This window comes from Paramicrobacterium humi (genome assembly GCF_900105715.1).
Classification (GTDB): Bacteria; Actinomycetota; Actinomycetes; order Actinomycetales; family Microbacteriaceae; genus Paramicrobacterium; species Paramicrobacterium humi.
Genome location: NZ_FNRY01000002.1, coordinates 1 through 24730, shown reverse-complemented (window position 1 = coordinate 24730; position 24730 = coordinate 1). Strand labels below are relative to the sequence as shown.

Annotated in this window: 29 protein-coding genes and 2 pseudogenes; 12 read left to right on the top strand and 19 right to left on the bottom strand. The window is 66.6% G+C overall.

What is annotated here, in order from left to right; all coding sequences use genetic code 11:
• Positions 1-2 precede the first annotated feature (2 nt).
• The 3 genes from BLV49_RS15280 to BLV49_RS15270 are packed head-to-tail and all read left to right on the top strand — an operon-like array spanning position 3 to position 1479.
• The gene (locus tag BLV49_RS15280) at positions 3-614 is read left to right on the top strand and encodes a hypothetical protein (RefSeq protein ID WP_091187471.1); all 612 of its coding nucleotides are present in this window, start codon (positions 3-5) and stop codon (positions 612-614) included.
• 32 nt (positions 615-646) lie between these two features.
• The gene (locus tag BLV49_RS15275) at positions 647-1267 is read left to right on the top strand and encodes a hypothetical protein (RefSeq protein WP_091187468.1); all 621 of its coding nucleotides are present in this window, start codon (positions 647-649) and stop codon (positions 1265-1267) included.
• Positions 1268-1269: 2 nt separating this feature from the next.
• Positions 1270-1479 carry a DUF6186 family protein gene (locus BLV49_RS15270; protein ID WP_091187465.1) on the top strand — a complete coding sequence of 70 codons (210 nt, stop codon included), beginning with the start codon at positions 1270-1272 and terminating at the stop codon, positions 1477-1479.
• Between the two features lie 3 nt (positions 1480-1482).
• Here the strand turns inward: BLV49_RS15270 and BLV49_RS15265 are convergent, their stop codons facing one another.
• Positions 1483-2061 carry a DinB family protein gene (locus tag BLV49_RS15265; RefSeq protein ID WP_245723730.1) on the bottom strand — a complete coding sequence of 193 codons (579 nt, stop codon included), beginning with the start codon at positions 2059-2061 and terminating at the stop codon, positions 1483-1485.
• 75 nt (positions 2062-2136) lie between these two features.
• On the opposite strand from BLV49_RS15265, the gene BLV49_RS15260 reads away from it, so the two are divergent.
• Complete coding sequence (locus BLV49_RS15260) at positions 2137-2769, top strand: histone deacetylase (protein ID WP_218132673.1); 633 nt, start codon at positions 2137-2139, stop codon at positions 2767-2769.
• Here the strand turns inward: BLV49_RS15260 and BLV49_RS15255 are convergent.
• The 3 genes from BLV49_RS15255 to BLV49_RS15245 form a co-directional block, all read right to left on the bottom strand.
• Positions 2741-3118, bottom strand: a complete 378-nt coding sequence (locus tag BLV49_RS15255) for a VOC family protein (protein WP_176980902.1) — start codon at positions 3116-3118, stop codon at positions 2741-2743. The genes BLV49_RS15260 and BLV49_RS15255 overlap by 29 nt on opposite strands.
• Positions 3119-3198: 80 nt before the next feature.
• Positions 3199-4248, bottom strand: a complete 1050-nt coding sequence (locus tag BLV49_RS15250; RefSeq protein WP_091187460.1) for a GNAT family N-acetyltransferase — start codon at positions 4246-4248, stop codon at positions 3199-3201.
• Positions 4249-4274: 26 nt separating this feature from the next.
• Positions 4275-4814: a hypothetical protein gene (locus BLV49_RS15245; protein WP_091187458.1), complete on the bottom strand. Its 540-nt coding sequence runs from the start codon at positions 4812-4814 to the stop codon at positions 4275-4277.
• Between the two features lie 86 nt (positions 4815-4900).
• Between BLV49_RS15245 and BLV49_RS15240 the strand changes: the two genes are divergently transcribed.
• On the top strand, positions 4901-5155 hold the full coding sequence (locus BLV49_RS15240; RefSeq protein ID WP_091187455.1) for a DUF3072 domain-containing protein: 255 nt from the start codon (positions 4901-4903) through the stop codon (positions 5153-5155).
• 7 nt (positions 5156-5162) lie between these two features.
• Here the strand turns inward: BLV49_RS15240 and BLV49_RS15235 are convergent, their stop codons facing one another.
• The 4 genes and pseudogenes from BLV49_RS15235 to BLV49_RS15220 form a co-directional block, all read right to left on the bottom strand.
• Positions 5163-6035 (bottom strand): carbohydrate kinase family protein, encoded by an 873-nt coding sequence (locus BLV49_RS15235; protein ID WP_176980901.1) that lies wholly within the window; start codon positions 6033-6035, stop codon positions 5163-5165.
• Between the two features lie 55 nt (positions 6036-6090).
• A pseudogene (locus BLV49_RS15230) lies at positions 6091-6586 on the bottom strand (aldo/keto reductase); the annotation flags it as partial.
• A gap of 25 nt (positions 6587-6611) precedes the next feature.
• Positions 6612-7199 carry a dienelactone hydrolase family protein gene (locus BLV49_RS15225; protein WP_091187451.1) on the bottom strand — a complete coding sequence of 196 codons (588 nt, stop codon included), beginning with the start codon at positions 7197-7199 and terminating at the stop codon, positions 6612-6614.
• A gap of 86 nt (positions 7200-7285) precedes the next feature.
• A complete protein-coding gene (locus BLV49_RS15220) occupies positions 7286-7825 on the bottom strand; it encodes an MOSC domain-containing protein (protein ID WP_091187449.1) in 540 nt (179 codons plus the stop codon).
• A 340-nt stretch (positions 7826-8165) separates the two neighbouring features.
• On the opposite strand from BLV49_RS15220, the gene nhaA reads away from it, so the two are divergent.
• Complete coding sequence (gene nhaA / locus BLV49_RS15215) at positions 8166-9953, top strand: Na+/H+ antiporter NhaA (RefSeq protein ID WP_245723729.1); 1788 nt, start codon at positions 8166-8168, stop codon at positions 9951-9953.
• 2 nt (positions 9954-9955) lie between these two features.
• On the opposite strand, the gene BLV49_RS15210 is transcribed toward nhaA, so the two are convergent.
• Entirely contained in the window at positions 9956-10873 is a 918-nt protein-coding gene (locus BLV49_RS15210) for a GNAT family acetyltransferase (RefSeq protein ID WP_245723728.1), read from the bottom strand.
• A 151-nt stretch (positions 10874-11024) separates the two neighbouring features.
• Between BLV49_RS15210 and BLV49_RS15205 the strand changes: the two genes are divergently transcribed.
• On the top strand, positions 11025-12692 hold the full coding sequence (locus tag BLV49_RS15205; protein ID WP_218132672.1) for a class I adenylate-forming enzyme family protein: 1668 nt from the start codon (positions 11025-11027) through the stop codon (positions 12690-12692).
• 21 nt (positions 12693-12713) lie between these two features.
• On the opposite strand, the gene BLV49_RS15200 is transcribed toward BLV49_RS15205, so the two are convergent.
• From BLV49_RS15200 to BLV49_RS15190, 3 genes are all read right to left on the bottom strand, one after another.
• A complete protein-coding gene (locus tag BLV49_RS15200; protein ID WP_091187444.1) occupies positions 12714-13082 on the bottom strand; it encodes a type II toxin-antitoxin system VapC family toxin in 369 nt (122 codons plus the stop codon).
• The gene (locus BLV49_RS15195; protein WP_245723727.1) at positions 13079-13321 is read right to left on the bottom strand and encodes a type II toxin-antitoxin system VapB family antitoxin; all 243 of its coding nucleotides are present in this window, start codon (positions 13319-13321) and stop codon (positions 13079-13081) included. Before BLV49_RS15195 ends, BLV49_RS15200 begins: the two co-directional genes overlap by 4 nt.
• A 64-nt stretch (positions 13322-13385) precedes the next feature.
• The gene (locus tag BLV49_RS15190) at positions 13386-14873 is read right to left on the bottom strand and encodes an MFS transporter (RefSeq protein WP_245723726.1); all 1488 of its coding nucleotides are present in this window, start codon (positions 14871-14873) and stop codon (positions 13386-13388) included.
• Between the two features lie 87 nt (positions 14874-14960).
• Between BLV49_RS15190 and BLV49_RS15185 the strand changes: the two genes are divergently transcribed.
• Positions 14961-15398: a hypothetical protein gene (locus BLV49_RS15185; RefSeq protein WP_091187439.1), complete on the top strand. Its 438-nt coding sequence runs from the start codon at positions 14961-14963 to the stop codon at positions 15396-15398.
• A gap of 49 nt (positions 15399-15447) precedes the next feature.
• On the opposite strand, the gene BLV49_RS15180 is transcribed toward BLV49_RS15185, so the two are convergent.
• A complete protein-coding gene (locus BLV49_RS15180; protein WP_091187437.1) occupies positions 15448-16830 on the bottom strand; it encodes an MFS transporter in 1383 nt (460 codons plus the stop codon).
• Positions 16831-16967: 137 nt separating this feature from the next.
• Between BLV49_RS15180 and BLV49_RS15175 the strand changes: the two genes are divergently transcribed.
• Both BLV49_RS15175 and BLV49_RS15170 read left to right on the top strand, forming a co-directional pair.
• Positions 16968-17882 carry a LysR family transcriptional regulator gene (locus tag BLV49_RS15175; RefSeq protein ID WP_091178652.1) on the top strand — a complete coding sequence of 305 codons (915 nt, stop codon included), beginning with the start codon at positions 16968-16970 and terminating at the stop codon, positions 17880-17882.
• An 83-nt stretch (positions 17883-17965) separates the two neighbouring features.
• Entirely contained in the window at positions 17966-18364 is a 399-nt protein-coding gene (locus BLV49_RS15170) for a hypothetical protein (RefSeq protein WP_091178647.1), read from the top strand.
• Here BLV49_RS15170 and BLV49_RS17270 read toward each other — a convergent pair.
• The 4 genes from BLV49_RS17270 to BLV49_RS15145 all read right to left on the bottom strand — a co-directional run bounded on the left by BLV49_RS17270 (position 18361) and on the right by BLV49_RS15145 (position 20723).
• Positions 18361-19290 (bottom strand): dihydrofolate reductase family protein, encoded by a 930-nt coding sequence (locus BLV49_RS17270; RefSeq protein WP_245723470.1) that lies wholly within the window; start codon positions 19288-19290, stop codon positions 18361-18363. The genes BLV49_RS15170 and BLV49_RS17270 overlap by 4 nt on opposite strands.
• Positions 19291-19364: 74 nt before the next feature.
• The gene (locus tag BLV49_RS15155; RefSeq protein ID WP_091178655.1) at positions 19365-19973 is read right to left on the bottom strand and encodes a YdcF family protein; all 609 of its coding nucleotides are present in this window, start codon (positions 19971-19973) and stop codon (positions 19365-19367) included.
• A 100-nt stretch (positions 19974-20073) separates the two neighbouring features.
• A complete protein-coding gene (locus BLV49_RS15150) occupies positions 20074-20493 on the bottom strand; it encodes a type II toxin-antitoxin system VapC family toxin (protein WP_091178656.1) in 420 nt (139 codons plus the stop codon).
• Positions 20490-20723 (bottom strand): FitA-like ribbon-helix-helix domain-containing protein, encoded by a 234-nt coding sequence (locus BLV49_RS15145; RefSeq protein WP_091178643.1) that lies wholly within the window; start codon positions 20721-20723, stop codon positions 20490-20492. The genes BLV49_RS15150 and BLV49_RS15145 overlap by 4 nt, the downstream gene beginning before the upstream one ends.
• A gap of 435 nt (positions 20724-21158) precedes the next feature.
• Between BLV49_RS15145 and BLV49_RS17385 the strand changes: the two genes are divergently transcribed.
• Complete coding sequence (locus BLV49_RS17385; RefSeq protein ID WP_342706607.1) at positions 21159-21800, top strand: TIR domain-containing protein; 642 nt, start codon at positions 21159-21161, stop codon at positions 21798-21800.
• A 200-nt stretch (positions 21801-22000) separates the two neighbouring features.
• On the opposite strand, the gene BLV49_RS15135 is transcribed toward BLV49_RS17385, so the two are convergent.
• Together BLV49_RS15135 and ychF are read right to left on the bottom strand one after the other, a co-directional pair.
• Positions 22001-22411 (bottom strand): type II toxin-antitoxin system VapC family toxin, encoded by a 411-nt coding sequence (locus BLV49_RS15135; protein WP_091178658.1) that lies wholly within the window; start codon positions 22409-22411, stop codon positions 22001-22003.
• A 298-nt stretch (positions 22412-22709) separates the two neighbouring features.
• Positions 22710-23781, bottom strand: a pseudogene (gene ychF, locus BLV49_RS15125) (redox-regulated ATPase YchF).
• 284 nt (positions 23782-24065) lie between these two features.
• Between ychF and rmuC the strand changes: the two are divergent.
• Positions 24066-24730: DNA recombination protein RmuC (rmuC, locus tag BLV49_RS15120; protein ID WP_143034073.1), on the top strand; the 665-nt coding region annotated here is incomplete at its 3' end.

Here is a 24730-nt window from a genome sequence, read left to right as displayed (position 1 = left end):
GGGTGCCCTTTTTCTCTCGCCTGCGTCCCCGCAAGCGCACCCGCAATGTCGGCAAGTACGTTGCGCCGAAGGAGGTGCGCGTCGCGCCCATCGAGCAGGTCGTCGAGGAAGGCGTGCTCATCGCGCTCTCGTCCGTGCGCATGGCGGTGAAGAATGCGCTCATCGTGGGCGCTCTGCGAGATGACCAGCCGTACGACGTCGAGAAGCTCACGCAGTCGGCGAGGGAGCACGTGCTCTCCCTCGCCGCCGAGAACGACCAGACCGCGTCACGGCTCGAGCGGGCGCGAGGGTTCCGCAAGCCCGACCCCGACGACGACGAGGCCCACCGGCGGCGACCGCAAGTGCACCGCATGCTCGCCGAGGCGCTGCGTGAACGTGCCGACGACGGCGAGCAGATGGACGCGATCATCGAGCGAGCCCGGACCGACGCGTGGGAGGACATCGGCCGAGAGGTGCGCAATCGCATCGGCCCGCCGGGATTCATCCCCGACCAGCCGGACGTCTACGAGCGAATGCGCGACAGCCGCATGAAGCGCCTCGTCGACATCGACCTCGCGTCGCTCGATCGCGAGCGCCGCGCGGAGGAGAAGCGCAAGGCGAAGCAGAAATCCTGAGCCGCGCGGGAAGGCGCCGCTAGAGTCGGAGCATGTCGCCGACGACGCCCATCGCCTCCCGGGACCTCCCGTGGCTCACGGCGCTCGTGCTCGTCGGCGTGTTCCAGATCATCCGGGGCACATGGGACGATGTCCTCATCTTCGCGATCGCTCTCGCGTGCGCCCTCTGGCAGGCCGTCCACCGGGATCCGCCCGACCGCCGGATCAGCGGAGTGCCGCCGCTCAACGGGCTCGTGACGGCCGCGATCGTCGTCGGGGTGCTTCTCGTGCTCCTGCCTCGGCACAGCATCGCCGCGGGCGTCGTCATCGTGATTATCGGCGCAGCGGGTCTCACCGTCGCTCTGCTGGGCGGCTGGCCCGCCGAGCCGACCTCCTCGACGCTCGCGAGCAGGGAGCCGCGTCCAGCGCTCCGCACGGCGATGGTCGCCTGGGGCTGCATCGTGCTCGTGGCCGGGCTGTGGGAGGCGACAGCGTACCTGACCTGGAAATGGGGACTGCTCGCCGACGGTGTCATGCCCTCGATCTCCGACGTCGTGGACCCGCTGCTCGACACGGTCGTCGGCAAGATCGTCTTCGTCGGCGTGTGGATCACGACGGGCGTCGCGGTGCTGCGGCGCGGGCCCCGATCGAGTCGCGTACGGCAGGAGGGGTAGCGATGTATCTCATGACGCTCGGCGCCTACGTGCTGTGCCTCGCCGCCGCCATCGTCTTCATCATCTGGTCGCACCGGAGTCCCGAGACCATGACGCGGCCGAGCACGCTCATCGATGCGCTCTTCGTCTCGCGGGCTGCGCGCATCGCGGTAATCGTGTTCTGGTGGTGGATCGGCTGGCACTTCCTGTTCGCCCAGACGCTCGACGGCTGAGCCTCACGCGTCGAAGCTGTCCGCCACCTTCTGCAGTCGTTCGCGGTACTCCCGCCACCACGCGGCATCGCCGCTGGGCAGATTGCTGACTCCGGGGCGCAGCCCGGCCCGCTCGTCGATGAGCTCCCGAACGATGTCGGCGTGACCCGCGTGCCGCGCGGTCTCGCTCGTCACGTGCACGAGAATTCGCTGCAGGGTCACAGCGCGGGACTCGGGCCGCCACCACGGAACGGTGCCGCTCGCGTCGAGCTCGAGAGCGTCGATGGTGGAGTCGGAGTGCGCCCAGGCGCTCCGGTACTGCTCGACGATGAACTCTCGAGACTCGTCAGCGGTCGCCCACATGTCCTCGTTGTCCTCACCGTCGTCGAGCCACGCGGGCGCGTTCGCGGCCGGTCGGTCGAAGACCTGGCCGAAATAGCCGAGCTCAACGCCGGTCACATGCTTCACGAGCCCGAGGAGGTTCGTGCCCGTCGCCGTCATGGGCCGCCGGATGTCGCGTTCGCCGAGGTCTTCGAGCTTCCACAGCATCGTGTCGCGCGCCTCCTGGAGATAGTGCCGGAGGACGTCCTTTGGAGTCATCATCCCTGCAGGGTACCGACATCGGCCGACGTGCGCGACTGAGCACGTAGACTCGGACCGGTCGGCAGGAGAGGGCGGATGCGCGAGGTCTGGTACGTGAGCTACGGCTCCAACATGTGCCGGGACCGGCTGCTCTGCTACTTGCAGGGCGGCACGCCCACGGGAGCGACGGTCTGCTACCCCGGCGCACGGGACAGGCGAGAACCGGCGCACGACGTCGCCGTCCACTTGCCCGGCTCCTTGTACTTCGCGGGCGTCTCGCACGTGTGGGGCGCGGGCGGCATGGCTTTCTACGACCACGACGCTCCCGGGCCGACGCCCGCTCGCGCATACCGCATCACGGTGCAGCAGTTCGCCGACGTCGCCGCGCAGGAGATGCACAGGCTCCCCGGCCAGGGCAACCCGATCGAGGAGATCCTCGTCAGCGGCCTGCCCGAGGGGCGGCACGAAGCCGGTCTCGGACACTATGAGACCCTGCTCGAGGTGGGTGAGCGCGACGGACTGCCGATGTACACCTTCACCGCCCCGTTCGGCATGGACGACGTTGCGCACACGCATCCGACCGAGGCGTACCTCATGATGCTCGCGACGGGTCTGCGCGAAGCGCACGACTGGGACCTTGAGCGCATCAGAGACTATCTGCGCGCCCGCATCGCGGGAACGGATGCCGCCGAGCGACCGGCTACGGCAAGTGCGCTTTCAGCCCGATGAGGTTGCCGTCGGGGTCCTCGACGATCGCGTAGCGGTCGCCGAACGTGTCGGCCGGCACCTGCCGGGCGCGCCCGCCCGCTGTGACGAGCGCGGCGAATGTCGCGTCCACGTCGTCGGCGGAGTCGCAGCCGACGTCGATGACGGCGCTGCCGCCGGTCGCTCCCGCGTACGCCTCGTTCCATGCCTGAGCGAAGCTCGGAAGGTGGAAGGCGACGACAAGGTCGTCACCGGAGAACCGGGCGGCGCGCTCCCCCATCGCGAGGAGCTCCCAGCCGAGAACGCCGAAGAAGTCACGAGTGCGTTCGAGGTCGGACACGATCAGATTGATCTGGACGACGCTTCGAGACATGAGTTCCATGCTCTTGTCTTGACCGGTTGGCGTCAAGTGCGCGAATCGCTCAGCGTGAGTGCGAAGGGTGTCGAGCGCCGTCAGTAGCCCGTCACGCCGTCGATGGCTTCCCGGAGCAGGTCGACGTGTCCCATGTGCCGCGCGTACTCTTCGATCATGTGCACGTAGACCCAGCGCAGGTTCAGCTGCTCCCCATGACGCAGCGCGGGCAGCGGGGCGTCGAGGTCGAGCACGCGGGCTGCCCGTTCGCGCGATGCCGCGAGTTCGGTGTCGTACCGCCGAAGGTCCTCGGCGGCGGTCGCGGGGTTCGCGTCGTTGAAATCGCCGTCCGGGTCGACGTCGCAGTACAGCGATGCCTGCTGTTCGCCGGCGACGACGTTCGCGAACCAGTACCGCTCGACGAAGGTGAGGTGCCGGACGATCCCCGCGAGCGTGAGGCTCGACGGCGTCACCGATCGGGTGCACAGCTGCTCCGCGGTGAGCCCGCCGACCTTGACGGGCAGGGTCTCACGGTAGAACTCGAGCCACTGCTCGAGCGATTCTCGCTCGCCCGCGAGAAACGCCGGGCCTTCGCGCGAGTCGGCCGCGCGGCGTGAGGTCCACGCCGTCGGAACGAGAAAGCGCAGCTTCGTCGTCTGGTCCTCGTAGGCGCGGGGCTTCTCCGGGTCCAGGTGGCCTCCCGCTCCCTCGATCACGCGCTGCGACGCCTGATTGTCCGCGTCGCACGTGACGAGAGCGACGTCGACGCCGCGCTCGGCGAGCAGTCCGAGGCCGTGCCGGAGGAGCGCGGACGCGATGCCGCGCCGGCGGAACTCGGGAAGCACAGCGTAGCCGATGTGCCCGCCGACCTCGGCGAGGTAGGGCGTGAGCTCATACCGCGCCGAGAGGCGCCCGGCGATGCGCCCGTCGATGTCGGCGACGAGGAACGAGTGCGGCACTCGACCGGGCGCCAGGTCCTCCCCCACTGTGTGCCGCTCGAGGGTGCGCACGTACCGCGCCCAGTTCCCTCCGGGCACGAGCTCGAGCAGGAATTCGAATCCCGCGGCCGCGAGGGTCTCGTGCGCGGCGAGCGCTTGGGCCTCGTCGTCGTCGCCCAGGGAGCGGATGCGGAGTGGGCTGCGTTCTGTCATCGGTCCATGCTCGCACGCGGCAGCGGTCAGGCGCCCTCGGGCGGGTGGAGCAGAAGCTCGAGGCGCTCGGCCAGGTATCTCTCGAACGGTATCGCGCCCTCGTCGCCGACGTTGTGCGACCAGCGCACGAACGGGGCGCCGTCGCGGAGGAAGAGCGGGCCGGTGGATGCCGCAAGGGCCGCGGCGTCGAGCTCGATGGGAGCGGCGTTGAAGTTGACGGTCTGCCCGGCGGGGAAGCCGCCGCGCTGGGCGGCGCCGCGGTACTCGCGACGCACTTCCGCCGAGGCCGCCTGGTGCTGCGGCCAGCCCGGATCCACGGCTCGCGTGGTCTCCCCGGTCGCGAAGAGGGCGCCGTCGTGATCGAGCAGGAACACGCCAAGCCGCCACACGCGGTCGATCTGCACCATCCGGGAGTCCCGCACGAACACGAGCAGGCGCCGTTGCCGGCCCTGGTAGTCGGCGAGGGGCTCATCGGCGATCGAGGCGGCGGTGAGCCGATCGCGGGCCTCGGCAAGCAGCGCGGTGATCTGCGCGATGGCCGCCTCAGCGGCATCCGATTCACCCATGCTTCAACGCTAGCGCCCCGCTACGCGACCGGCTTCCGCTGCGCAAGGGTCTTCAGCGGGGCCGGGCGGCGACATAGAGTGCGGGCATGGCGAACGAAAACGAGCGGAACCCGTCGCACGAGGGCGAGACGATCGGTGCGGGAAGCCCCGACGAGGGCGGCCTCCAGCGGGATCCCGAGGACTGGAAGACGGGCGACGAGCCCATGACCGAAGCGCAGCGGAGCTACCTCGACACGCTTGCCCGCGAGGCCGGCGAGGAGCTTCCGGCGAACCTGACGAAAGCGGAGGCGTCCGAGCACATCGACCGCTTGCAGAAGAGCAACCCGCGCACCCAGGATTAGCCGGCAGCTACGATCCCATGACGGGCGCGAGCTCGGGGCTCTGCACGACGGCAGCGCCCTGGCGGGCTCCCGCGGCGAGGGCGGTCGCCACGTCGCCGTCGGAGAGGTACGAGACGCAGAAGGCCGCGATGAATCCGTCGCCCGCGCCGTTCGTGTCGACAACGCGGCCGACCGGCTCGGCGGCGACCACGTGCCGCGCACCGGTTTCGTCGACCGCGACAGCGCCTCGCGCCCCGTCGGTGCACACTGCCGCTCGAGCTCCCGCGGCGACGCGTTCGGTGAGGAACGCGATCGGGTCAGGATGCCGGTCAGCGCTCATGAACAGCACATCGGCGGCGTCGACGAACTCGCGGTGGAACTCGCTCTCGCCGTCCCAATCGTGGATGTCGCACCACACCGGGATGCCGCGCTCGCGAGCGGCTCGGAGCAGCGGGCGGTTGTGATCGGCGAGATCGATGAGCGCGACCTCGGACGCGGCGAGCGCGGCGAGCACGTCGCTCGACGGGTCTCGCGGCTCGAATTGCGCCGCGTGCAGGTAGACGGAGAGGCGCTTTCCGCCGGGCGCCATGAGATTGAGATGACGTTCCGTCTGGCCGTCGTCGGCTCGCTCCGCGAGCAGGTGGATGCCCGCGGCGCGCAGCGCCTGTTCGAGATGGGCGGCGTCGGCGTCGTCGCCCAGGACGGTGCGGAGGGTGACGCCCGCGCCGAGGTTGGTCAGGTTGAACGCCTTTCCGGCGGAGGTGCCGCCGATGGCGAAGCGGTCTGCCTGAGCGAAAACGGTGTGCGGGCTCGGCTCGGGAAGCGCATCGAGGAAGACGAGGTGGTTCCACGACACGGGACCTGACACGAACACGCGCGGCAACGCGTTTCTCTGCGTCATCGAACGCCGTCTCTCGTTATCAAAGGAGTCGCCACCGTTCATTCTGGGCGCCGGGCGACACGCTGCGGCGCAGCAGCTCGATCTGCATCGGCGTGTGATTCGAGACGCCGAACGCGCGCACCTTCCCTGCTCTCTCGAGCTCGTCGAAGGCGCGCGACCTCATCGGGTTCCACGAGCGCACCGGGTCGGTGAAGCAGGAGGATGTCGACGTAGTCGGTGCCGAGGGCTTCGAGAGAGCCGTTGACGGACTCGATGATGTGCTCATACGAGAAGTCGAAGTACGGGCCGTCGGGCACGATGCCGCATTTTGTCTGGATCGTGTATTCCTCGCGTTCGCTCGGAGCGAGGGCCATGGCCTCGCTGAAGCGCCGCTCGCACGCGTGCAGGGAGCCGCCATAGATGTCGGCGTGGTCGACGAAGTCGTTGCCCGCATCCCGCGCCGTGCCGACGAGCTCGCGAACCTCGTCGTCTGTCTTCTCCGCGATGCGCATGAGACCGAGCACGACGTTCGGTGCGGTGATGTCGGTTCCGGGCAGAGTGAGCTTCTTCACGTGTGGTCCTTTGCTGGCGTGCGGCTCAGTGAGCCGAGTCGAGACGTTCGAGGAATGCGGTTATCCGGTCAAGGGCGAGCGCTGCTGCCGCCGCGTCGTAGTGGTCGTGCCCCGCCTCCGCGAAGAGATGTTCGTTCCCGGGGTAGAGAAAGAGCTCGCCATCGTCGGATGCCGCGGTGATCTCGCGCGCCGCGTCGATGTCGCCTTCGTCCGTGAAGAACGGGTCCGCATCCTTCGCGTGGATCTGCACGGGCACCGACGCCGGCCAGCCTGCGCCGAAGGCGCTCGGCGACACTGCGGAGTACAGGAAGAGGGCGCCGGCGGCTCCCGGCCGGGTCTGCGCGAGCTGCTGCGCCGGGATGACGCCGAACGAGAACCCGGCGTACACACTGTTCGCGGGAAGATCCTCGGCGAGGTCGACGCCCCGCTGGGCAACGGTGTCAAAGCCTTCGCTTTGGACATAGGCGATGCCGGCCTCGATGCAGTCGAAGCGACGTCCGCCGAAGAGGTCGGGAACGTGGACGGTGTGACCGCGCTCCCGCAGACGGTCGGCGAACGCGACGACTCCGTCGGTTCGGCCGAGCATGTGGTGAAACAAGACGATCTCTGACATGGGGCCTCCGTGAGCGCATCAGTGCGCCGGGATTGACCCTACCGCCGCTCCGGCAACGCTGACAACGCTGGGTGGCGGGACCACCCTCAGACGGGCGCCAGCCGAAGGTGAGGCTCTGGCGGGTACTCGATCGCGATGGCGTCGCCGGCTTGAACGACGCCGCTGCGGGACACGATGCCCATGACGCCGGTGAGCCGTTCGATGTCTCCGTCGTCGTTCGTTCGCAGAACCTGCTTGAGCAATCCCTGCTGGTAGTCGTTGATCTGCTGGCACGGGTTCCGCAACCCTGTGACCGTGACGACCGCGTCGCCGACAGTCAGCCGCGTGCCCACCGGCAGAGCGAGCAGATTGACGCCCTCGGTCGTGATGTTCTCGCCGAGCTCGCCGGGGTTCACCCGATACCCGGCGCGGCCGAGCAGGTCGAACAGCTCCCGGTGGATCAGGTGCACTTGCCGCAGGTTCGGCTGTGACGGGTTCTTCGCCACGCGCGAGCGGTGCTTCACTGTCGTCCCGGCGTGCGCGTCGCCTTCGACGCCGATCCCCTCGATCAGTCGGATGCGGGCGAGCGGTTCTTTGCTGAACGTGTGTTCGGCGCTGCGGTGCACTCCCACTACGCGGCTGGTCATGGCCTACAGTCTGCCACCACGCCGATACGTCGAACGAGACGTGTCACCTGCTCCTGGGAATCCTGCGGGCTGAGTGCCCTGCGCGACGCGGTGAGAGAGCGCTATCATCGAGGGCATCCGAGCCTTGCACCGCGCTGCAGGACACTGAAAATCAGGGCGCGGCCAACACATGGCCGGCACCCCGACGGCGGAGGTCCGCCCGATGAAATCTCTTCGATCTTTCCGAACCGCACGGCGCCCATCTCGATCGGCGCTGACGATCATCCAGGTGTCACCCGATCCTGAGCGCCATGGTTCGGAGCCGCCGCACCGAGTCAGCCTGACGGAGCGGATGCAGGGGATGGGACGCACCCGCATCGGCGCCCTTCTCCTGCTGATCGCGACTGTCGCAGCCATCGTGTGGGTGAATATCGCCCCGGCGGCGTACGACCTCGTCTGGGGAACGAGAATCGTCATCGGAGTCGAGGATCTGCGTCTCGATTTCACCCTGCATGGCTTCGTCAACGACGCGGTCATGGCGATCTTCTTCTTCACCGTGGGCCTTGAGGTGCGTCGGGAATTCGCGATCGGCGAGCTCACGCGTTGGTCCCGCGCGCTTGTCCCCGTGATCGCGGCGATCGCGGGACTCGCTGTCCCGGCCGCACTGTACGTTCTCATCACGTCAGGTACGGGGAGCGAAGGAGCGTGGGGCGTCGTGATCTCGACCGACACGGCGTTCCTCGTGGGAGCGCTCGCGCTCATCGGGCCGAGAGCGCCCGGTCGGCTGCGGGTCTTCCTCCTCGCTCTCGCGGTCGTCGACGACATCGGCGCGCTGTGCATCATCGCGCTCGTGTACACCCAGAACCTCGCCGCGCTCCCGCTCGTGCTCGCAGGAGCCGGGCTCTGCGGGATCTTCTTCGTCCGCTACCTGCGCAGCGGCAGAGGCCCCGCTTACGCCGTCCTCGCGATACTCGTCTGGCTCTGTTTCCTGGCCTCGGGAGTGCATCCCACGCTTGCGGGCGTCGCGATCGCACTTCTCGTGCCCGTATACCGTCCGAATCGCCGCGACGTCGAGCACGCCCTTGACCTCGCGCGCACCTTCCGACAGTCGCCGAACTCCGAGTACGCGAGGGCTGCCGCGAACAGCCTGCGCGAGTCGATCTCCATCAATGAGCGGCTCCAGACGGCTTACGCGCCACTCGTCGCGTATATCGTCCTGCCCCTCTTCGCGCTCGCGAACGCGGGCGTGCGCCTCGACGCCAGCGTCGTCGCGGATGCGTGGCACTCACCCGTTCTGTGGGGCATCGTGGTCGGACTCGTCGTCGGGAAGTTCCTCGGTGTGTTCGGCGCGTCCTGGCTGACGGGCGTGTTCCGCATCGGCACCCTTGGGCCCGGTCTCGGGCTCGACCGCGTCGCCGGCGGCGGTGTTCTGTGCGGCATCGGCTTCACGATCTCGCTCTTCCTCGTCGACCTCGCCATACCGGATGCCGAGACCCAGAACATCGCGCGAGTGGGCGTTCTCGCAGCATCCGTCATCGCCTTCGCCATCGCCACAGTGGTCTTCCGCGTCACCGATCTCGTGCACCCCATGACGGAGATCGGCCGCGTCCTCGTTCGGCCCGTCGACCCCGAGAGGGACCACGTCTTCGGAGCGGACGACGCACCGTTCACCCTCGTGGAGTACGGCGACTTCCAGTGCGGATTCTGCCTCAAGGCGACCGGAGCCGTCGAGGAGGTGCGGCGCGAGCTCGGCGACCGCGTGAGGTACGTGTGGCGGCACGCACCACTCACGCGCTACCACCCCAACGCCCAGGCTGCCGCCGAAGCCGCCGAGGCGGCAGCGCTGCAGGGAAAGTTCTTCGAGTACGAGCACAGCCTCTTCGCCGACCAGGAGCACCAGTTACCGACCGACATCCTGCGGCGAGCACGAGACCTCGGGCTGGATGTCGAGCAGTTCGAAGCCGATCTGAACTCAGCCGACGTCGCGGCGCGGGTGCGCGACGACGCCCTCGACGCGGAGGCGATGGAAATCACGGCCGTGCCCACGTTCTTCGTGAACGGGCACCGTCACGTCGGACCCTTCGACGCAGCCTCCCTCATTCGCGCGCTTGAGCAGACAGCGCCCGTCACCGCCGGATTCCGGCCCTGACCTCACCCTGAGCGACGCCGATCCTGCAGCGACGCGTCGAAGAATTTGCCGAGAACCTGCGTGCCCTGATCGTCGTATCCGCGCGAACGGTAGAACTCGAGCACGTCGGGATTGCTCTCGCGCACCATGAGCATGACCTTGGGCACGCCGCGTTCGCGGAGCCAGCGCTCGGCCGCCTCCAGGAGCATCCCGCCAACGCCCTGACGCCGCCTGTGCGGCGAGACGGCGAGGTAGTAGATCCAGCCGCGGTGCCCGTCGTGGCCGACCATGACGGTGCCGAGAAGTTCGTCTCTTTCGACGGCGGCCAGCACGGCCGACGTCTCACCCCGCAGCGCCCGGTCGAGGTCGGCGAGCGGATCGTTCCACGGCCGGGTGAGCCCGCAGTCGTGCCACAGCTGCACGGCCCGCTCGCGAAGCGGCCACGGCAGGGGCGCGATGTGCGGCCCGGCGGCATCCGTTCTCTCATCCTCGGGCCAGCACTCACCGCTCTCCCCCGCGGCGGCCTCGATGACGGCCGCGCGCACCCGCGGGTCGGCGAGGAACAACGCCGGCCGCAGCTCTTCCCAGCCGCGATGCTTCGTCGCCCGGGCGAAGTCCTGATGGGCGGCGTCGACCGGGTTGCGCAGGTCCAGTCCAGGCGAGTCGGCGCCGAGCACCTGCACGTGGTACATCCACCACGAGCCGTCGGCCTCCTGGTTGAGGAACGTCGATTCGAACGCCATCTTCTCGCGCGGCAGCGTGGCCACGCACTCGTCGTAGCGCGTGTGCAGCATCGCCATCCACTCGTCGAACCGCGCCTCGGCGTGGTCGAGCAGCTTTGCCCTGCTGAGTTCGAGCCGCACGCCCGCGGGCACGGAGGCGGGCATCGGCCAGCCGGGGAAGTCGTCGTCGACCGGTCGGAAGGGAACGGGTTCGCGCATTGCCCGACGCTATCAGCGCGCACCGTGCGCTCGCCTCCGCCGACGCCCCGCGTTCAGGGTGGTTGCTTCGAGCCCGCTGGGAGGCCACTCTGAGAGATACGAAAAAACGACGCGGTTGCGGCGCCTCGCTACGCGCATGAGAGGAATCGTCATGACACACACCGGCAACTCCGAGTACGACCCGAGCGAGCTCAAGCGGGTCTTCGAGAGCCGATTCACGTGGGCCGCGTCGTTCGAACGCAACACCCACCGGTTCGCGAGTCGACCGGCGCTGAGCGATCCGCCGTCGGGACGCCGCTGGACGTACGCGGAGCTCGGGCAGACGACGGGGCGTCTCGTCGAAGGCCTGCGCTCCCGGCAGGTCGGCACGGGTGACATCATCTGCTACCAGCTCAAGAACACGCCGGAGTTCGCGTTCCTGTATATCGCTGCTCAGGGGCTGCGTGCCGTGAGCTCGCCGATGAACTTCCGTCTCGCTCCCGCCGAGACGGCCTACATCCTCGATCGCGCGAAGCCCACCGTGTTCGTCTACGACGGCGATGACGCTGTGAACGTGTCCAAGGCTCTCGAGCTCTCGTCGCACAGCCCACGGATCCTCGCCGCCGTCGGCGGTGAGCTGCTCGACGGCGCCGTGCGATTCGAGGACCTTTTCTCCTCGGATGCTGCGTCCTTCCGCGCCCCGGACGATGCGAGCACGTGGGATGAGACGTCGCGCCTGTACACGTCGGGCACGACCGGGATGCCGAAGGCCGTGCCTCTCGCGAGCCTCAACGAGGTGCTCACGGCGCACGACGTGACGATGCACCTGCCGCTCGGGCCGAACGACAAGACCATGAACATGTCGCCGTGGTTCCATCGCGGGGGCAACTACTGCGCGGGTCCGAACACGGCCTTCTTCGTCGGAGCCGAAGTCGTCACGCTCCCCCAGTTCGATGCGGGGGTCGTTCTCGATCGTGTGCAGGAGTACAAGCTCACATACGTCATCGGAGCTCCCACGAACCTCGGCCAGCTCGCGGACGCGCAAGAGGCTCAGCCCCGCGAGCTGTCATCACTGCACGGCATCGTGACGATGGGCGCTCCGCTCGACCGCGCCGCGGCTCTGCGCTACCAGCGAGTGCTGACGCCGCGCATCGCGAACGGCTACGGCACGACGGAGGCGTTCTGGAACACCTACCTGCGACCCGATGACCTGCCGGACGCCGCAGGCGCGGCCGGCCGCGCCTGCCTCGACGATGATGTCGCCGTGGTCAAGGTGCACAAGGACCGCATCTCCCCGCCGGACGAGCACGCGAAGAAGGACGGGCAGGAGATCGGGGAGGTCATCATGCGCTCCACGAAGAGCGGCTACGCCTATCTGGGCAACCCGACCGAGCAGGCGGAGAAGTTCCGCGACGGCTGGGTGTACCCGGGCGACCTCGCCACGTGGGACGAGAACGAGATCGTCACGATCGTCGGGCGCAAGGACGACATGATCATCTCGGGCGGCGAGAACGTGCATCCTGTGCAAGTCGAAGAAGTGCTCGCAAGCCACGACGGCGTCGCCGACTCGATCGTCGTCGGGCTCCCCGACGAGAAGTGGGGCGAGCTCGTCGTCGCCTACGTGCGGCGCAAAGACGGTCGGCTGCAGGACGACGCCGCAGCCGCGAGAGAACTCGACGAGTTCGTGCACTCGAGTGTCGCGGTAGCCGACTACAAGCGTCCGCGCCGCTATACGTTCGTCGACGAGCTTCCCTACACCGCGACGGGCAAGAAACAGCACTACAAGCTCAAGGAGCAGGCGCCTGAGGATGCCGCGGCGGGCCGCTTCTTCCACCCGTGAGCTGACGGTGCGGGACCGCTATCACTCGCGTATGACGTCGACACCGGAGTCGCGGCACTCACGGGCCAGGCGAGTGTCTCGCGTCCAGAGCGACGTACCGGGCACGATCGTGACACTGGCGAGCAGATGAGCATCCACGGCGCTGAGCCCTCGAGACCAGAGCTGCTGACGTTCGACCATCACCATCAACTCCGTGTGACTCACGACGGGGAGCATCACCAACTGCTCGAGCAGTTCGAGTACGACTTCTCGCTGTCGCATCGATCCAAGCGCCAATTCTTCGATGACGTATGGATGCGAAGCTACTTCGTCGTGCTCGAGAAAGGAGACCAATCGCGACTCCGAACGATGAAGATGATCGATCCAGACAGATGTGTCTACAAGAATCACACCACCTTCCCCCGCCGGCGTGATGCTGCCGTCGCCGATGGATCGGATCTGCCCAGGGCGGCGAGCCGCCTCGCGCTCTCTACGCGAATCAAGGTCAGCAGGCCATTTCGCAAGAGAGCAGATCTTTCTGTAATGCCGGTCAGCTTGCTCGCGCGCGCAAGCAACTCGTCGTCAAGCGTCACCGTCGTACGCATCTCATCCGCCTCCGCATCACAAGCGACATCTTCTGATGCTTCCAATGATGTCACTTTGAACGGCAGTGAGACTAGAAAAGGTGCGTCCGGGTCGAGAACCGGCGCGCGGTCAGGACGCCGCGACGGCCCGCACCCGGTCGCGCTGATCCTTAAACGCCACCCCGAGGGCACTCAGAACGACGAGGCCGATCAATCCGAATCCGACGGCGAACGCCACGGGCCATGACGAGATCGCGAGGATCGCGAACGCGGCGGCGGTGATCACGGCGATGCCGATCGACGTGCCGATGCGCTGTCCGGTCTGCATGATCGCTCCCGAGCTTCCGGCGTAGTCGAGCGGCACTTCGGCCAACGTGAGCGTCTGGTTGGGGCTGATGACCGAACCTTGCGCGATGCCGATGAACGACAGCGACAGCAGCAGCCACCATTCGCTGATGAACCCCGCCTCGGTCAGCAGAACGACGGCGATGCTCGCGGCAAGCCCGAACAGGCCGATGAACAGGCCGCCGATCACGATCTTGCGCCCGTAGCGCATCACGCGGCTTCCGGCCCAGTGGGCGGACAGGGCGGACAGGATCGCGGAGGGGACGCCAACCATCCCGGCCTGGAGCGCGGAGAGCCCGAGACCGTCCTGCATGTAGAGCGCGACGAGCACCCACACGCTCGTCATGCCGAGGAAGTACAGGCCGACGATGACTGTGCCGTTCGCGAAGCTGCGCGTCGAGAAGATCTTCAGGTCGACCATGGGGCTGCGGCCGCGCCGCGCGTAACGGCGCTCCCACAGCACCCACGCGACGACGAGCAGGATGCCGAGCGGGAAGAGCAGCCAGATGAGCGCGGACGCGGCCGATTCCACGAACGGGAAGAGCAGCGAGAGCACGGCGAGCCCGAGCAGCATCGCGCCGACGAGATCCATGGAGCGGCTGCGTCCGGCCGGAGCCGCGGCCGCGGCATCCGTCGTCTTTGCGCGTCTGATCAGCGGGCGGGGGAACCAGAGCAGCGCGAGGATGACGGCGACGATGCCGACGGGAACGTTGACGAGGAACGTGAGCCGCCAGCCGAGGTCGGGACCGCCAAGATTGATGAGGAGGCCGCCGAGAACGGGACCGATGGCGACGGACACGCCGACCGCGCTGCCGAAGTAGCCGAACGCCTTGCCGCGTTCGGCGCCGCGAAAGTACTGCTGGATCATGCCCACGCCCTGCGGATTCACGAGACCCGAGCCGATGCCCTGGATGAATCGCGCGACGTTGAGCAGGTCCGGCGTCGGGGCGAGGCCTGCGGCGATCGATGACAGGGTGAAGACGATGACGCCGACGACGAAGATGCCTCCGCGCCCCATCACGTCGCCGGCGCGGCCGGCTGCGACGAGCACGATGCCGAACGTCAGCGCATAACCCGAGAGCACCCACTGGATGTCGGATTGGCTCGCGTCGAGTCCGCTCTGGATCGAGGGAAGAGCCACGTTGACGATGCTGACGCTGATGAGCGACATGAAGATGACGACGAGCAGCACGGCGAGAATGCGCCACCGGGCCGGGTCCGGGCGCTCACGTGTCGTGCCTCTGTTCGCTTCCATCTCGCTCTGTGTCGCCATACTCCTCCATCGCTCATGAGCAGGCAACAAGCATAGATTGACTATTTATTCCGGAGCGGGCGGATGCCGTAGCGTGCAGGTGTGTGGATGAGCGACGGCAGGGAGCTGACGGGCAGCTACGGGACGTGGCGGGGTCAGGAGTGGGAGCTGTGGTCTCACGCGCCGGAGGACGGCACGCTCACTGTTGTCCAGGACGGCGGCGAGAGCCCGGGCGCCGACTGGGAGCACCTCGTCTACCCCAATCGGTTCGCCCGCACTCCGGATCGCTTCTACAAAACCGTCGACGCGGCTGAAGTGTCGGACGTGCACAACGCGCACGCGACAGCTCGGCTGGGCAACGCCAAGGTCCAGATCCTCGGGGAGAACGCGGAAGGCCGCCTGGGCGTGCAGACTCTCGATCACATGTCGCCGGCAGCGATTTATGCGTTTGCGACGAAATGGGGGCTCGAACCCTATGACCGCGATTTTGCCTTCGCCTGGGTCGAACCGGATCAATTGACCGATCTGATGTTCGAGCGAGCGTAGCGGCAACGGGGCCACTCGCCGACCGGCGAATGGCCCCGCACCGAAGGTTCTAGACGCGAGCGGCGTCCTCCGCATCGACGTCCTCGAGAGCGACGCCCGAGGTCTCGCGCAGCGTCAGCACCGTGATCGCCGTGATGACGCAGGCGATCCCGACGTACACGGCGACGGGAACCCACGAGCCGAAGTCCTTCAGCAGGGTGACCGCGATGATCGGCGCGAGCGATCCGGCGACGATCGACGTGACCTGGTAGCCGAGCGAGACGCCGGAGTACCTCATGCGCGTGGGGAACATCTCGCCCATCACCGCGGGCTGACCTGCGTACATGAGCGCGTGGAAGCAGAGCCCGATCGTGATCGCGACCACGATGAGCACGGGGTTGGCGGAGTCGAACATCGGGAACGCGAACAGCGCCCAGGTGGCGCTGAGAATGGCGCCCGCGAGGTAGACCGGCTTGCGGCCGAGCGCGTCGGTGAGGCGGCCCACTTGAGGAATCACGATGAAGTGCACGACATGCGCGATCAGGAGAGCGAAGAGAAGCTCACTCGTGTCGAACTTCACGACCGTCGAGAGGTACACGATCGAGAAGCTCACGATGATGTAGTAGACGATGTTCTCGGCGAATCGCAGACCCATCGCCTGCAGCAGCTTTCCGGGGTAGCGGCGGACAACGGCACCGACGCCCACTCCCGCGGCCTTCGTGCGCTCCTGCTCGGCCTTGGCCTCGAGGAAGATCGGCGACTCCGAGACGCGCGTGCGGATGTAGTACCCGATGATCACGATCAGAGCGGAGAGCCAGAACGCCACGCGCCAGCCCCAGCCGAGGAATTGGTCGTCGGGAAGCAGCCAGGACATCGCGAACAGCACGAGCGTCGCGATGAGGTTCCCGACGGGCACCGCAGCTTGCGGCCAGCTTGCCCAGAATCCCCGGCTGCGCGCCGGGCTGTGCTCGGCGACGAGCAGCACGGCGCCACCCCATTCGCCGCCGACCGCGAAGCCCTGGAGGAAGCGAAGCGCAACGAGCAGGGCGGGAGCCCAGTAGCCGATGCTCGCAAAGCCGGGAAGGCAGCCCATGAGGAATGTCGCGACACCGACCAGGATGATCGTCGCCTGAAGCGTGTGCTTGCGGCCGAGCTTGTCACCGATCTGGCCGAACACGATTCCGCCGAGGGGGCGCGCGACGAAGCCCACCGCGTAGGTCACGAATGCGGCGATGATGCCGTCGAGAGGGCTGTCCGATGCAGGAAAGAAGAACGTGCCGAACACGAGCGAAGCGGCCGTGGCGTACAGGAAGAACTCGTACCATTCGACGACGGTTCCGACCATCGAGGCCGCGACGACTTTCTTGAGCCCGACCGGCACGTCACCCTGGTTCGAGCTGTTCGGCTTTCGCCCGGTTGCGGTCGCGCCGCTCGGCTGTTGATTGACGCTCATCGGCGTTTTCTCCTTCAGTGTCTCCATTGACCGCCGTCATCGCTCGAGTGCGCGGAGACGGCTGCATCGAGTGTGCCTGACCAGGCCAGCGTGCATCAACGGGCAACTGCGAGGATGCGGTGTGCATAATTGCAGATATGGCACCGTTGCCCCTGACTGACCCCGACAACCTGCTCGTGCTGCTCGCTGTCGCTCGCACCGGTCGTTTCACGACCGCCGCCGAGGCGCTGCAGCTGAATCACACGACGGTCTCGCGTCGCATCGACAGCCTCGAGCGCGATCTCGGCGGGCATGTTCTCGCCCGATCCGTCGGCGCGTGGGAGCTGACAGAGCTCGGCCGGCGCGCCGTGCACGCGGCGGAGCAGATCGAGACGGCGCTCCAGACGCTGGGAACCGGCGCCGAAGAACCGCAGTCTCAGCTCTCGGGCATGGTGCGCATGTCGGCAACCGACGGGTTCAGCGCGTACATCGCCACACCGGCGGTCACGCAACTGCGCAAGCGGCACCCCGGCATCAGCGTCGAGATCGAGACTGTGACGAGGCGCGCGCTGCAGCACCGCTCGGGCGTCGACATCGAAGTCGTCGTCGGCGAGCCGCAGGTTCACCGCGCCAGCGCATTCCGCCTCGGCGATTATCTTCTCGGCATGTACGCCTCGCGCCCGTATCTCGCCGAGCACGGCGAACCACGCAATGCGGAACAGCTCACGCGGCATCCGCTGGTGTATTTCGTCGACTCCATGCTGCTCGTCGACGACCTGGACGCGCCGCGCCGCCTCGTTCCGACAATGCGGGACTCGCTGAGCTCGACAAACGTCTTCGTGCACGTCGAGGCCGCCCGCGCGGGTGCGGGCATCGGCTTCCTGCCCTGCTTCATGGCCGACCAGCACGACGATCTCGTGCGGCTTCTGCCCGACGACTTCGCCGAACGACTGCCCTACTGGATGGTGCTGCGCCCCGACTCGCTTCGGCTGCCCGCCGTCGCCGCGGTGGCGGAGGCCCTGAGAGCGCAGGCGAAGGCCTACACGCCGCAGCTTCTCGGCCAGGCGCGCTGAATGGCGCAGCTCGGAAGGCGGGTCGATAGGTGGGCAGCTCCCTCGCCATTGCGTACGCTGAAGAGACCACATCGGGAGGCCCCATGAGCCGAATCGTGATCGATGCGCCCACCCTGTTTCACATCGTCGTGCACCAGCTGACCCCAAGCGCAAACCATCAGGTCGTTGGAGCCCAGGGTGTTCGATCGCAGGCGCTTCAACTCCTTCTTCTCGCGCTTCGCGCCGGACAGGTTGACGAGAGTGATGTCAAGGACATGCAAGAGCGGATCACCCGATTCACGATGCGATTGCTCGGCGATCGTGTCTCGCGTGACGTCGCGTGGGACATCGCCGCCGAGCAGTCGTGGGATTCGGTTCTCGACGCGGAACTCGTCGCCCTCACGCGCCTCCAGGCCGATGCACTCTGCACTGTTGACGACGGACTGCGGGCGAAGGTGGAGGGTCTCGTGCCGCTCGTGCCCCTCGCTGCGATCCTCAACTAACCGCTGCGCGGGCGGCTGACACGGCGGTTGTACTCCAGAGCGGCGTGAAGCCAGAATTCAAGATTCTCGTCCTCACGGATCGAATCCGCAGCGACGTTGATCCATCCGGGACTCATCTCGCGGCCTGCGCCCATCACCGCTTGCGTCGCTCCAGGGCGGCGAACGAGCTCGCCGTGGCGCTCAGCCGCGACGCGAACCAGGAGCCCGCCGTCCTTCTGCGCGCTGACGATCATCTTGTCGTTTACGAGGATAGCTCGGCCGCCGAACATCGAGACTTCCCGGTGTGTCGGGACCTCCGCGAGGCTGCTGCGGACTCTCGAAACCAACGCCTCTTGCGGGGTTTCCGTGTGGCCTCCTGTACCGAGCCGGCGGGGCCGGTAGTGCAGGTAGGCCGTGCCGTTGCCGAAGATGCGATGCTCGACCAGTTCTAAGTCCAGATGTGCGTGGTCGGGCAGGGCACGCAAGCCCGCACCCACTGCCATGGGAACGACGAAGAACCGGAAGTCGTCAACCATGCCGCTGCAGATCGCCTCTCGCGCCGTTGTCGGACCGAAGATCTCGACCTCACCCGACGCTGCCGTCACGATCTCCCGGAGCTCTTCAAGACCGAGGCGCTCCACTAATCGGGATCGGCCGGCAAGCTCATCCTGCGTCAATGTCGAGGAGGCGACGACATGCTCGATGTCTCGCCATCGCCGCGCGAACTCGTGCTCGGCGGCATCCCAAGAGCCGTCGTCTGGCTCTGTTTCCCAGTACTTCAGCAGCACGTAGGTGTTTCGGCCCAGCACCTCCGTGGAAACGGAGCTCATGCGGTCAACGTGGAACTGGAACACTTCCGCGTCCGGCGCTGACCATTGGAAGTCGCCTGTTGCGCCGGCAACGTACCCATCCAGGGAGACCGTTGCCGTATAGCTCAGAGTGCCCATAGGTCACCGTTCTCGCGATGGTGTTGAAGAGTCTCGCTGAGGCCGAGCGTAAGCGTGGTGATCGCCAACCGCAATCAGCGCCGACGATGAAGCCTCTCGCGCAAGAGCACGCTTGCTTCGACCAGGGTGCCGATCGGGATCAAGATGCTCCATCGTCCCGATCGCACCTCACGCGTTCTGACAAGCCGGCGGGCGAGATCGGGCCGAAGATGCGCAAGCAGTTTCCGGGCTCTATACGCGTGCAACGGATTGGACACCAGGGCAATTCTGTCCGCCGATTCCATGAGATGCGCGGTGTTCTGAAGGTTCTCCTCGGTCGTCTGCGACGCGGCTTCAGTCTCGATGGGGCCTCGATAGCCCAGCTCTTGCGCGTAGGTCGCCATGATCTCGGCTTCGCAGAACCCACCCGGATCGCCGCCGGAGAAGACCAGAAGATCGGCTTGGTACAGTACCGCTGTCGCGATTCCGGAGCGTACCCGCCATTTGTTGATTGCGTTGATTTCCGGGGTCCGATTCGCAAAGCCGAGAACGACTACAGCTGTGTGCGCTGCATCGACATCGCCGACGAGCTGCGAGGCCAGAATTCGGTTGATCGCCTCGGCGCTTCCTAGGATGACGGCGCACGTCAGCGCGCCAGAGAACAAAAGCTTCCTGGCCCGTCTAACGTTCGTCGTCTCGGTCACGCGTCACCCTGAGCGCTCAATACGTCTCGTATACATCTCAGCCTGTCATGCATCACGGCCAGGAATCAGCGCTGACCGACGAGCATTCGCCGCGCAGGCCTCAGCTCGCCCAAGGATCGACGACGGCCACGCCTGTGTGGGCGAAGTCCCTGGTGTTCCGCGTAGCACACACTGCATCAAGTGTCCGGCAGATAGCCGCGATCTGCGCATCTGCCGTCGCGATCGGGAGCCCCGCGCGCTCTCGCTCAAGCAGGATCTCGGCGTACGGAACGGCACACGCTTCGTCGAACGGAAGCACCGCATGCCCGCCCCGGTACGGCTCGACCGCCGCGGACACGGCCCTTGCCAGGTCAGCCTTCCGTCGCCCGTCCGGCATCCGGCGCACGCCGGCGAACAGCTCGGCCAGCGTTATGGCCGTTATCGCAACGTCATCCTCAAGCGATTCGAGCCAGGACACCACTCGCGCGTCGGGCTCCCGGCGGAAGAGCTCGGAGATCACGTTGGTGTCCAGGACGATCATTCGAAGTCCACCGCACGAGCAATGTCACTACGCTCCGGAATCGGAAGGACGTCTACGCCCCCGGCACTCTGCGCCGCTCGCATCAGCGCGACGCCGATGTTCGGACGTTGCGCCGCTTTGGTCAGGATGTCGCGCACCTCGGCCTCCATCGACCGCCCGTGGCGTTTCGCCTGAGCGACGAGTTGTTCCTTGACCGAGTCGTCAAGACCGCGCACGATGATGGACGACATCCGCATCACCTCCCGATGATAGCACTAATGATAGCAATCAGGACAGCAGGTCGGAAGTCTTGATACGCGCTTCGACCGGCTGTCACGGACGACTGTGGGCGAAGCGTCGAGCAGTCTGATGATGAAGCGGAAGTCCTCCACATTCCGTAGTTGACCACTTCTCGACCCACCGCTCCGACCCGAGCTGCGGCGCGGGCTACCTTCTCGTCGGGTCACTTCAGCGCGAGAGTCTCCACGGGTTGCCCAGTGATCTCATCACCGAGCAATCGCTGTGCGCAGAAGCCAACTCAATCAGCCACCGTGGACGCCACTCTCCCACGTTGCGTCAGGGCCAGCGGTTTGCCAACACAGCGTCGTCGAGCTTTGCACCAAACTCCGCGCACAGCACGCGTGCATGCACGCGACTGCGTCGGAGCTCCCGGCTACTCTGACGATATGGGAACTTGGAGGTATGTCGTCAGCCTTGATGTGCATGATCACAGCGGTGAGCAGAGTTGGGAGATCCGTGAACTCTACCCAGATGACAAGGGCAAGCCGGCATACACGAAGGAACCGGTTAAACCGTTTGGCAACTCATATGCGGAACTCGTGCGGGACATCGAGCGGATGCGTCAAGACTGCAAACTCGACGTACTCGACCTGCGAGGCGGAGCGTCTCGAGTTGTCCCGCTTGATCAAGTCATGGCCAAGCTGCCAGCTGATGACGAACTTGCACTGACGGCGGCCGACTGGGAGGTACCCCACGAACTGCGTGAGGTGACAGAGGATGCCACAAAGGTCATCTGCATCTGCGGTTCCACGAGGTTTTGCGACGAAATTGCCGATGCCAATCGCAAGCTCACGCTCGCCGGGGCGATCGTCGTGGCGCCAGCGGTCTTCCAGCACCGAGGCGACGCAATCACAACCGATCAGAAGCGAGCGCTCGACGAACTCCACATCAAGAAGATCGATCTTGCGGATGCCGTCTTCGTCGTAGATCCTGGAGGGTACATCGGCGAGTCCACTCGTCGCGAAATCGCATACGCGAAGTCCACGGGCAAACCAGTCGTCAGGTTGTCGAGCATCCTCGAACAGTGAAGTCGCGTTCGCATCCGCACACGCCCAGCACGCGGTCCGCGACGGTCGGCGCTACTCTGCCCATCCATCCGCGCCTGCACACTGCCTCTCGCATAGAATCAACCACTCTGGTTGCGCCGACCAACACGTCATCAATGACAGCCCTCGCTTCATGGGACGAGTCCGAGGCGATCATCCGGCTGAAATCGACCCTTGACCACTCATCTAGCCTGCTCCCGCCCGGGAGCAATGACATCAAGGCCGGCGGCTCTCGCCGCTTCCGCAAGTCGGTAGTCGTACGTGAGGATCGCATCGACGTCAAGGCGCATCGCCGCCTCCAAATGGAGTGCGTCTAGAGTGCGCAGATATGGCATCGGCAGGAACCCTGCCGAGCGGTAGGTGGCACGATCGAGCGCTGCGAGAGAAACGCCATCGAGGATCGCACTGACTTTGACCTGATCCCGCCCCTCGCGCACGGCCATCCGACGCAGCTCCGTTTCAAGCAGATCACTCGACACGAGGCTGACGTCCGCCTGGTCGAGCCACTCCGCCAGCGCCTCGGTCTCCGCTTGTGCGATGAGAAGCGCTCCGAGTGCGGACGTGTCGACGTAGACGAGTGGAGTGCTGCTCACACCCGATCCTCTCGAAGCTCGTCAACGATGTGAGACATCGGTCGATCACTCTCAATCGGCTGAGGCCTCAACGCCGCCCAGCCTCCGACACGCTTCGCAGCCCGAACGATGGGCAACGTGGGGGCGGGCGCGTCAACCGGGACGATACGACCGACGACGACACCTCGGTTGGTCAGAACGAACGACTGCCCTCGCTGACAAGACGAAGAACGCGCCCGGATTCGTTGCGCAACTCCCGCTGCGACAAGCTCTCGACGTGCGGCTCACTCATGCCCATACCACAATCGTAGCACCCGCGCTACACGTTGAACCGGAACTCCACCACGTCGCCGTCCTGCATGACGTAGTCCTTGCCCTCCATGCGGGCCTTGCCGTGAGCGCGCGCCTCGTGCACGGAGCCCGTCTCGACGAGGTCCTCGAACGAGATGACCTCGGCCTTGATGAAGCCCTTCTCGAAGTCGGTGTGGATCACACCGGCGGCCTGCGGCGCCTTCCACCCCTTGTGGATCGTCCAGGCGCGCGCCTCCTTCGGCCCCGCGGTCAGGTAGGTCTGCAGGCCGAGCGTGTCGAATCCGACCCGGGCGAGCTGGTCGAGTCCGGACTCCTCCTGGCCCGTCGACTGCAGCAGCTCCGTGGCGTCCTCGGGTCGAGGTCGATGAGCTCCGACTCGATCTTCGCGTCGAGGAAGACGGCCTCGGCCGGGGCGACGAGATCGGCGAGCTGCTGCTTCTTGGCAGCATCCGTCAAGATCTCCTCATCGACGTTGAAGACGTAGATGAACGGCTTCGACGTGAGGAGGCCGAGCTCCTTGATGGGTTCGAGATCGACGGATGCCGCCGACAGCGGCGTTCCCGCCTGCAGCACGGCCAAAGCCTCCTGGGCGGAGGCGAGCACGGCCGCATCGAGCTTCTTGCCACGCACTTCCTTCTCGTACCGCGTGATGGCGCGCTCGAGGGTCTCCATGTCGGCGAGGATGAGCTCGGTGTTGATAGTCTCCATGTCGGACTTCGGGTCGACCCGTCCCTCGACGTGCACGACGTCGCCGTCGCTGAAGCCGCGCACGACCTGCGCGATCGCGTCGGCCTCGCGGATATTTGCGAGAAACTTGTTGCCCAGGCCCTCGCCCTCGCTCGCGCCGCGCACGATGCCGGCGATGTCGACGAACGACACGGTCGCGGGCACGATGCGCTCGCTGCTGAACAGCCCGGCGAGCGTGTCGAGGCGCTCGTCGGGCAGGTTCACCACGCCGATGTTGGGCTCGATCGTCGCGAACGGGTAGTTCGCCGAGAGCACCTGGTTCTTGGTGAGCGCGTTGAAGAGAGTTGACTTGCCGACGTTGGCAGTCCGACGATTCCGATAGTGAGAGCCACGAGGCTCTATCGTACCGGCGTCACGCTGGGAGGCGTGCCCGGCCCGGATTCTAAACGGAAGCGCTCGGTGATGTGCGGGACGCGCTGAGCCATCCACCTCCCAATGTCGGCGGCCTCTGCGACACTGACCCCATGGACCCAGCGCTCTCCCTTGTCATTGGTCTCGTCATCGGCGTCGTAGTCGGCGCCATCGCCGGCATCGCCGTCGTGTCCTCCGGCGTGCCCGAACGACGGATGCCGCTCCCGCGCTGCTGCACGCGCGCCACGCGTCCGAGCTGCAGTCGGTGCGCGCCGAGGAGGCGGCTGTCCGTGCCGAGATCCTCGCCGACTTCGCCCGCATGGAGGCGACGGCGGAGCAGCTGCAGGCGCAGGTGACCGAGCTTCGCCGCGAGCGGGACCAGCGGGCGGAGCGCGACCGTGCCGAGAACAGCGTGCTGCAGGCGCTCGCGCCCGTGCGGCAGAGCCTGCACGACATGCAGGCGAAGGTCGCGGAGCTTGAGGCGCAGCGCCAGCAGCAGCACGGCGAGCTGTCGCAGCAGCTTCGCGCCGCCGCGCAGTCCGAAGAGCACTTGCGGCAGACAGCGGACTCCCTTGCTGCCGCGCTCAGCAACAACGCGATGCGCGGCGTCTGGGAGAGACGCAGCTGCGCAGCGTCGTCGAGGCCGCGGGCTGCTCGAGCGCGTCGACTTCGAGGTCCAGTCGAGCATCACGTCCGACGCCGGCGCGGACGTCCCGACATGGTCATCCGCTTGCCGGGCGGAAAGAGCATCGCGGTCGACTCCAAGGTGCCGTTCAACTCCTACCTCGAGGCCAGCGCGATCCCGGCGACGGCGAACGGCGAGGAGCGGCGCGGCGGGTGGCGCTGCTCAAGGCGCACGTCAAGGCGCTGCGCGATCACGTCACGGCTCTCGGCAACAAGTCCTACTGGGACGGACTCGATGCGAGCCCC

Coding starts and splice junctions, on each gene's coding strand:
- BLV49_RS15275 (WP_091187468.1), top strand. CDS start 647: ATGTCGCCGACGACGCCCATCGCCTCCCGGGACCTCCCGTGGCTCACG.
- BLV49_RS15270 (WP_091187465.1), top strand. CDS start 1,270: ATGTATCTCATGACGCTCGGCGCCTACGTGCTGTGCCTCGCCGCCGCC.
- BLV49_RS15265 (WP_245723730.1), bottom strand. CDS start 2,061: ATGATGACTCCAAAGGACGTCCTCCGGCACTATCTCCAGGAGGCGCGC.
- BLV49_RS15260 (WP_218132673.1), top strand. CDS start 2,137: ATGCGCGAGGTCTGGTACGTGAGCTACGGCTCCAACATGTGCCGGGAC.
- BLV49_RS15255 (WP_176980902.1), bottom strand. CDS start 3,118: ATGTCTCGAAGCGTCGTCCAGATCAATCTGATCGTGTCCGACCTCGAA.
- BLV49_RS15250 (WP_091187460.1), bottom strand. CDS start 4,248: ATGACAGAACGCAGCCCACTCCGCATCCGCTCCCTGGGCGACGACGAC.
- BLV49_RS15245 (WP_091187458.1), bottom strand. CDS start 4,814: ATGGGTGAATCGGATGCCGCTGAGGCGGCCATCGCGCAGATCACCGCG.
- BLV49_RS15240 (WP_091187455.1), top strand. CDS start 4,901: ATGGCGAACGAAAACGAGCGGAACCCGTCGCACGAGGGCGAGACGATC.
- BLV49_RS15235 (WP_176980901.1), bottom strand. CDS start 6,035: ATGACGCAGAGAAACGCGTTGCCGCGCGTGTTCGTGTCAGGTCCCGTG.
- BLV49_RS15225 (WP_091187451.1), bottom strand. CDS start 7,199: ATGTCAGAGATCGTCTTGTTTCACCACATGCTCGGCCGAACCGACGGA.
- BLV49_RS15220 (WP_091187449.1), bottom strand. CDS start 7,825: ATGACCAGCCGCGTAGTGGGAGTGCACCGCAGCGCCGAACACACGTTC.
- nhaA (WP_245723729.1), top strand. CDS start 8,166: ATGGGACGCACCCGCATCGGCGCCCTTCTCCTGCTGATCGCGACTGTC.
- BLV49_RS15210 (WP_245723728.1), bottom strand. CDS start 10,873: ATGCGCGAACCCGTTCCCTTCCGACCGGTCGACGACGACTTCCCCGGC.
- BLV49_RS15205 (WP_218132672.1), top strand. CDS start 11,025: ATGACACACACCGGCAACTCCGAGTACGACCCGAGCGAGCTCAAGCGG.
- BLV49_RS15190 (WP_245723726.1), bottom strand. CDS start 14,873: ATGGCGACACAGAGCGAGATGGAAGCGAACAGAGGCACGACACGTGAG.
- BLV49_RS15185 (WP_091187439.1), top strand. CDS start 14,961: ATGAGCGACGGCAGGGAGCTGACGGGCAGCTACGGGACGTGGCGGGGT.
- BLV49_RS15180 (WP_091187437.1), bottom strand. CDS start 16,830: ATGAGCGTCAATCAACAGCCGAGCGGCGCGACCGCAACCGGGCGAAAG.
- BLV49_RS15175 (WP_091178652.1), top strand. CDS start 16,968: ATGGCACCGTTGCCCCTGACTGACCCCGACAACCTGCTCGTGCTGCTC.
- BLV49_RS15170 (WP_091178647.1), top strand. CDS start 17,966: ATGAGCCGAATCGTGATCGATGCGCCCACCCTGTTTCACATCGTCGTG.
- BLV49_RS17270 (WP_245723470.1), bottom strand. CDS start 19,290: ATGGGCACTCTGAGCTATACGGCAACGGTCTCCCTGGATGGGTACGTT.
- BLV49_RS15150 (WP_091178656.1), bottom strand. CDS start 20,493: ATGATCGTCCTGGACACCAACGTGATCTCCGAGCTCTTCCGCCGGGAG.
- BLV49_RS15145 (WP_091178643.1), bottom strand. CDS start 20,723: ATGTCGTCCATCATCGTGCGCGGTCTTGACGACTCGGTCAAGGAACAA.
- BLV49_RS17385 (WP_342706607.1), top strand. CDS start 21,159: ATGGGAACTTGGAGGTATGTCGTCAGCCTTGATGTGCATGATCACAGC.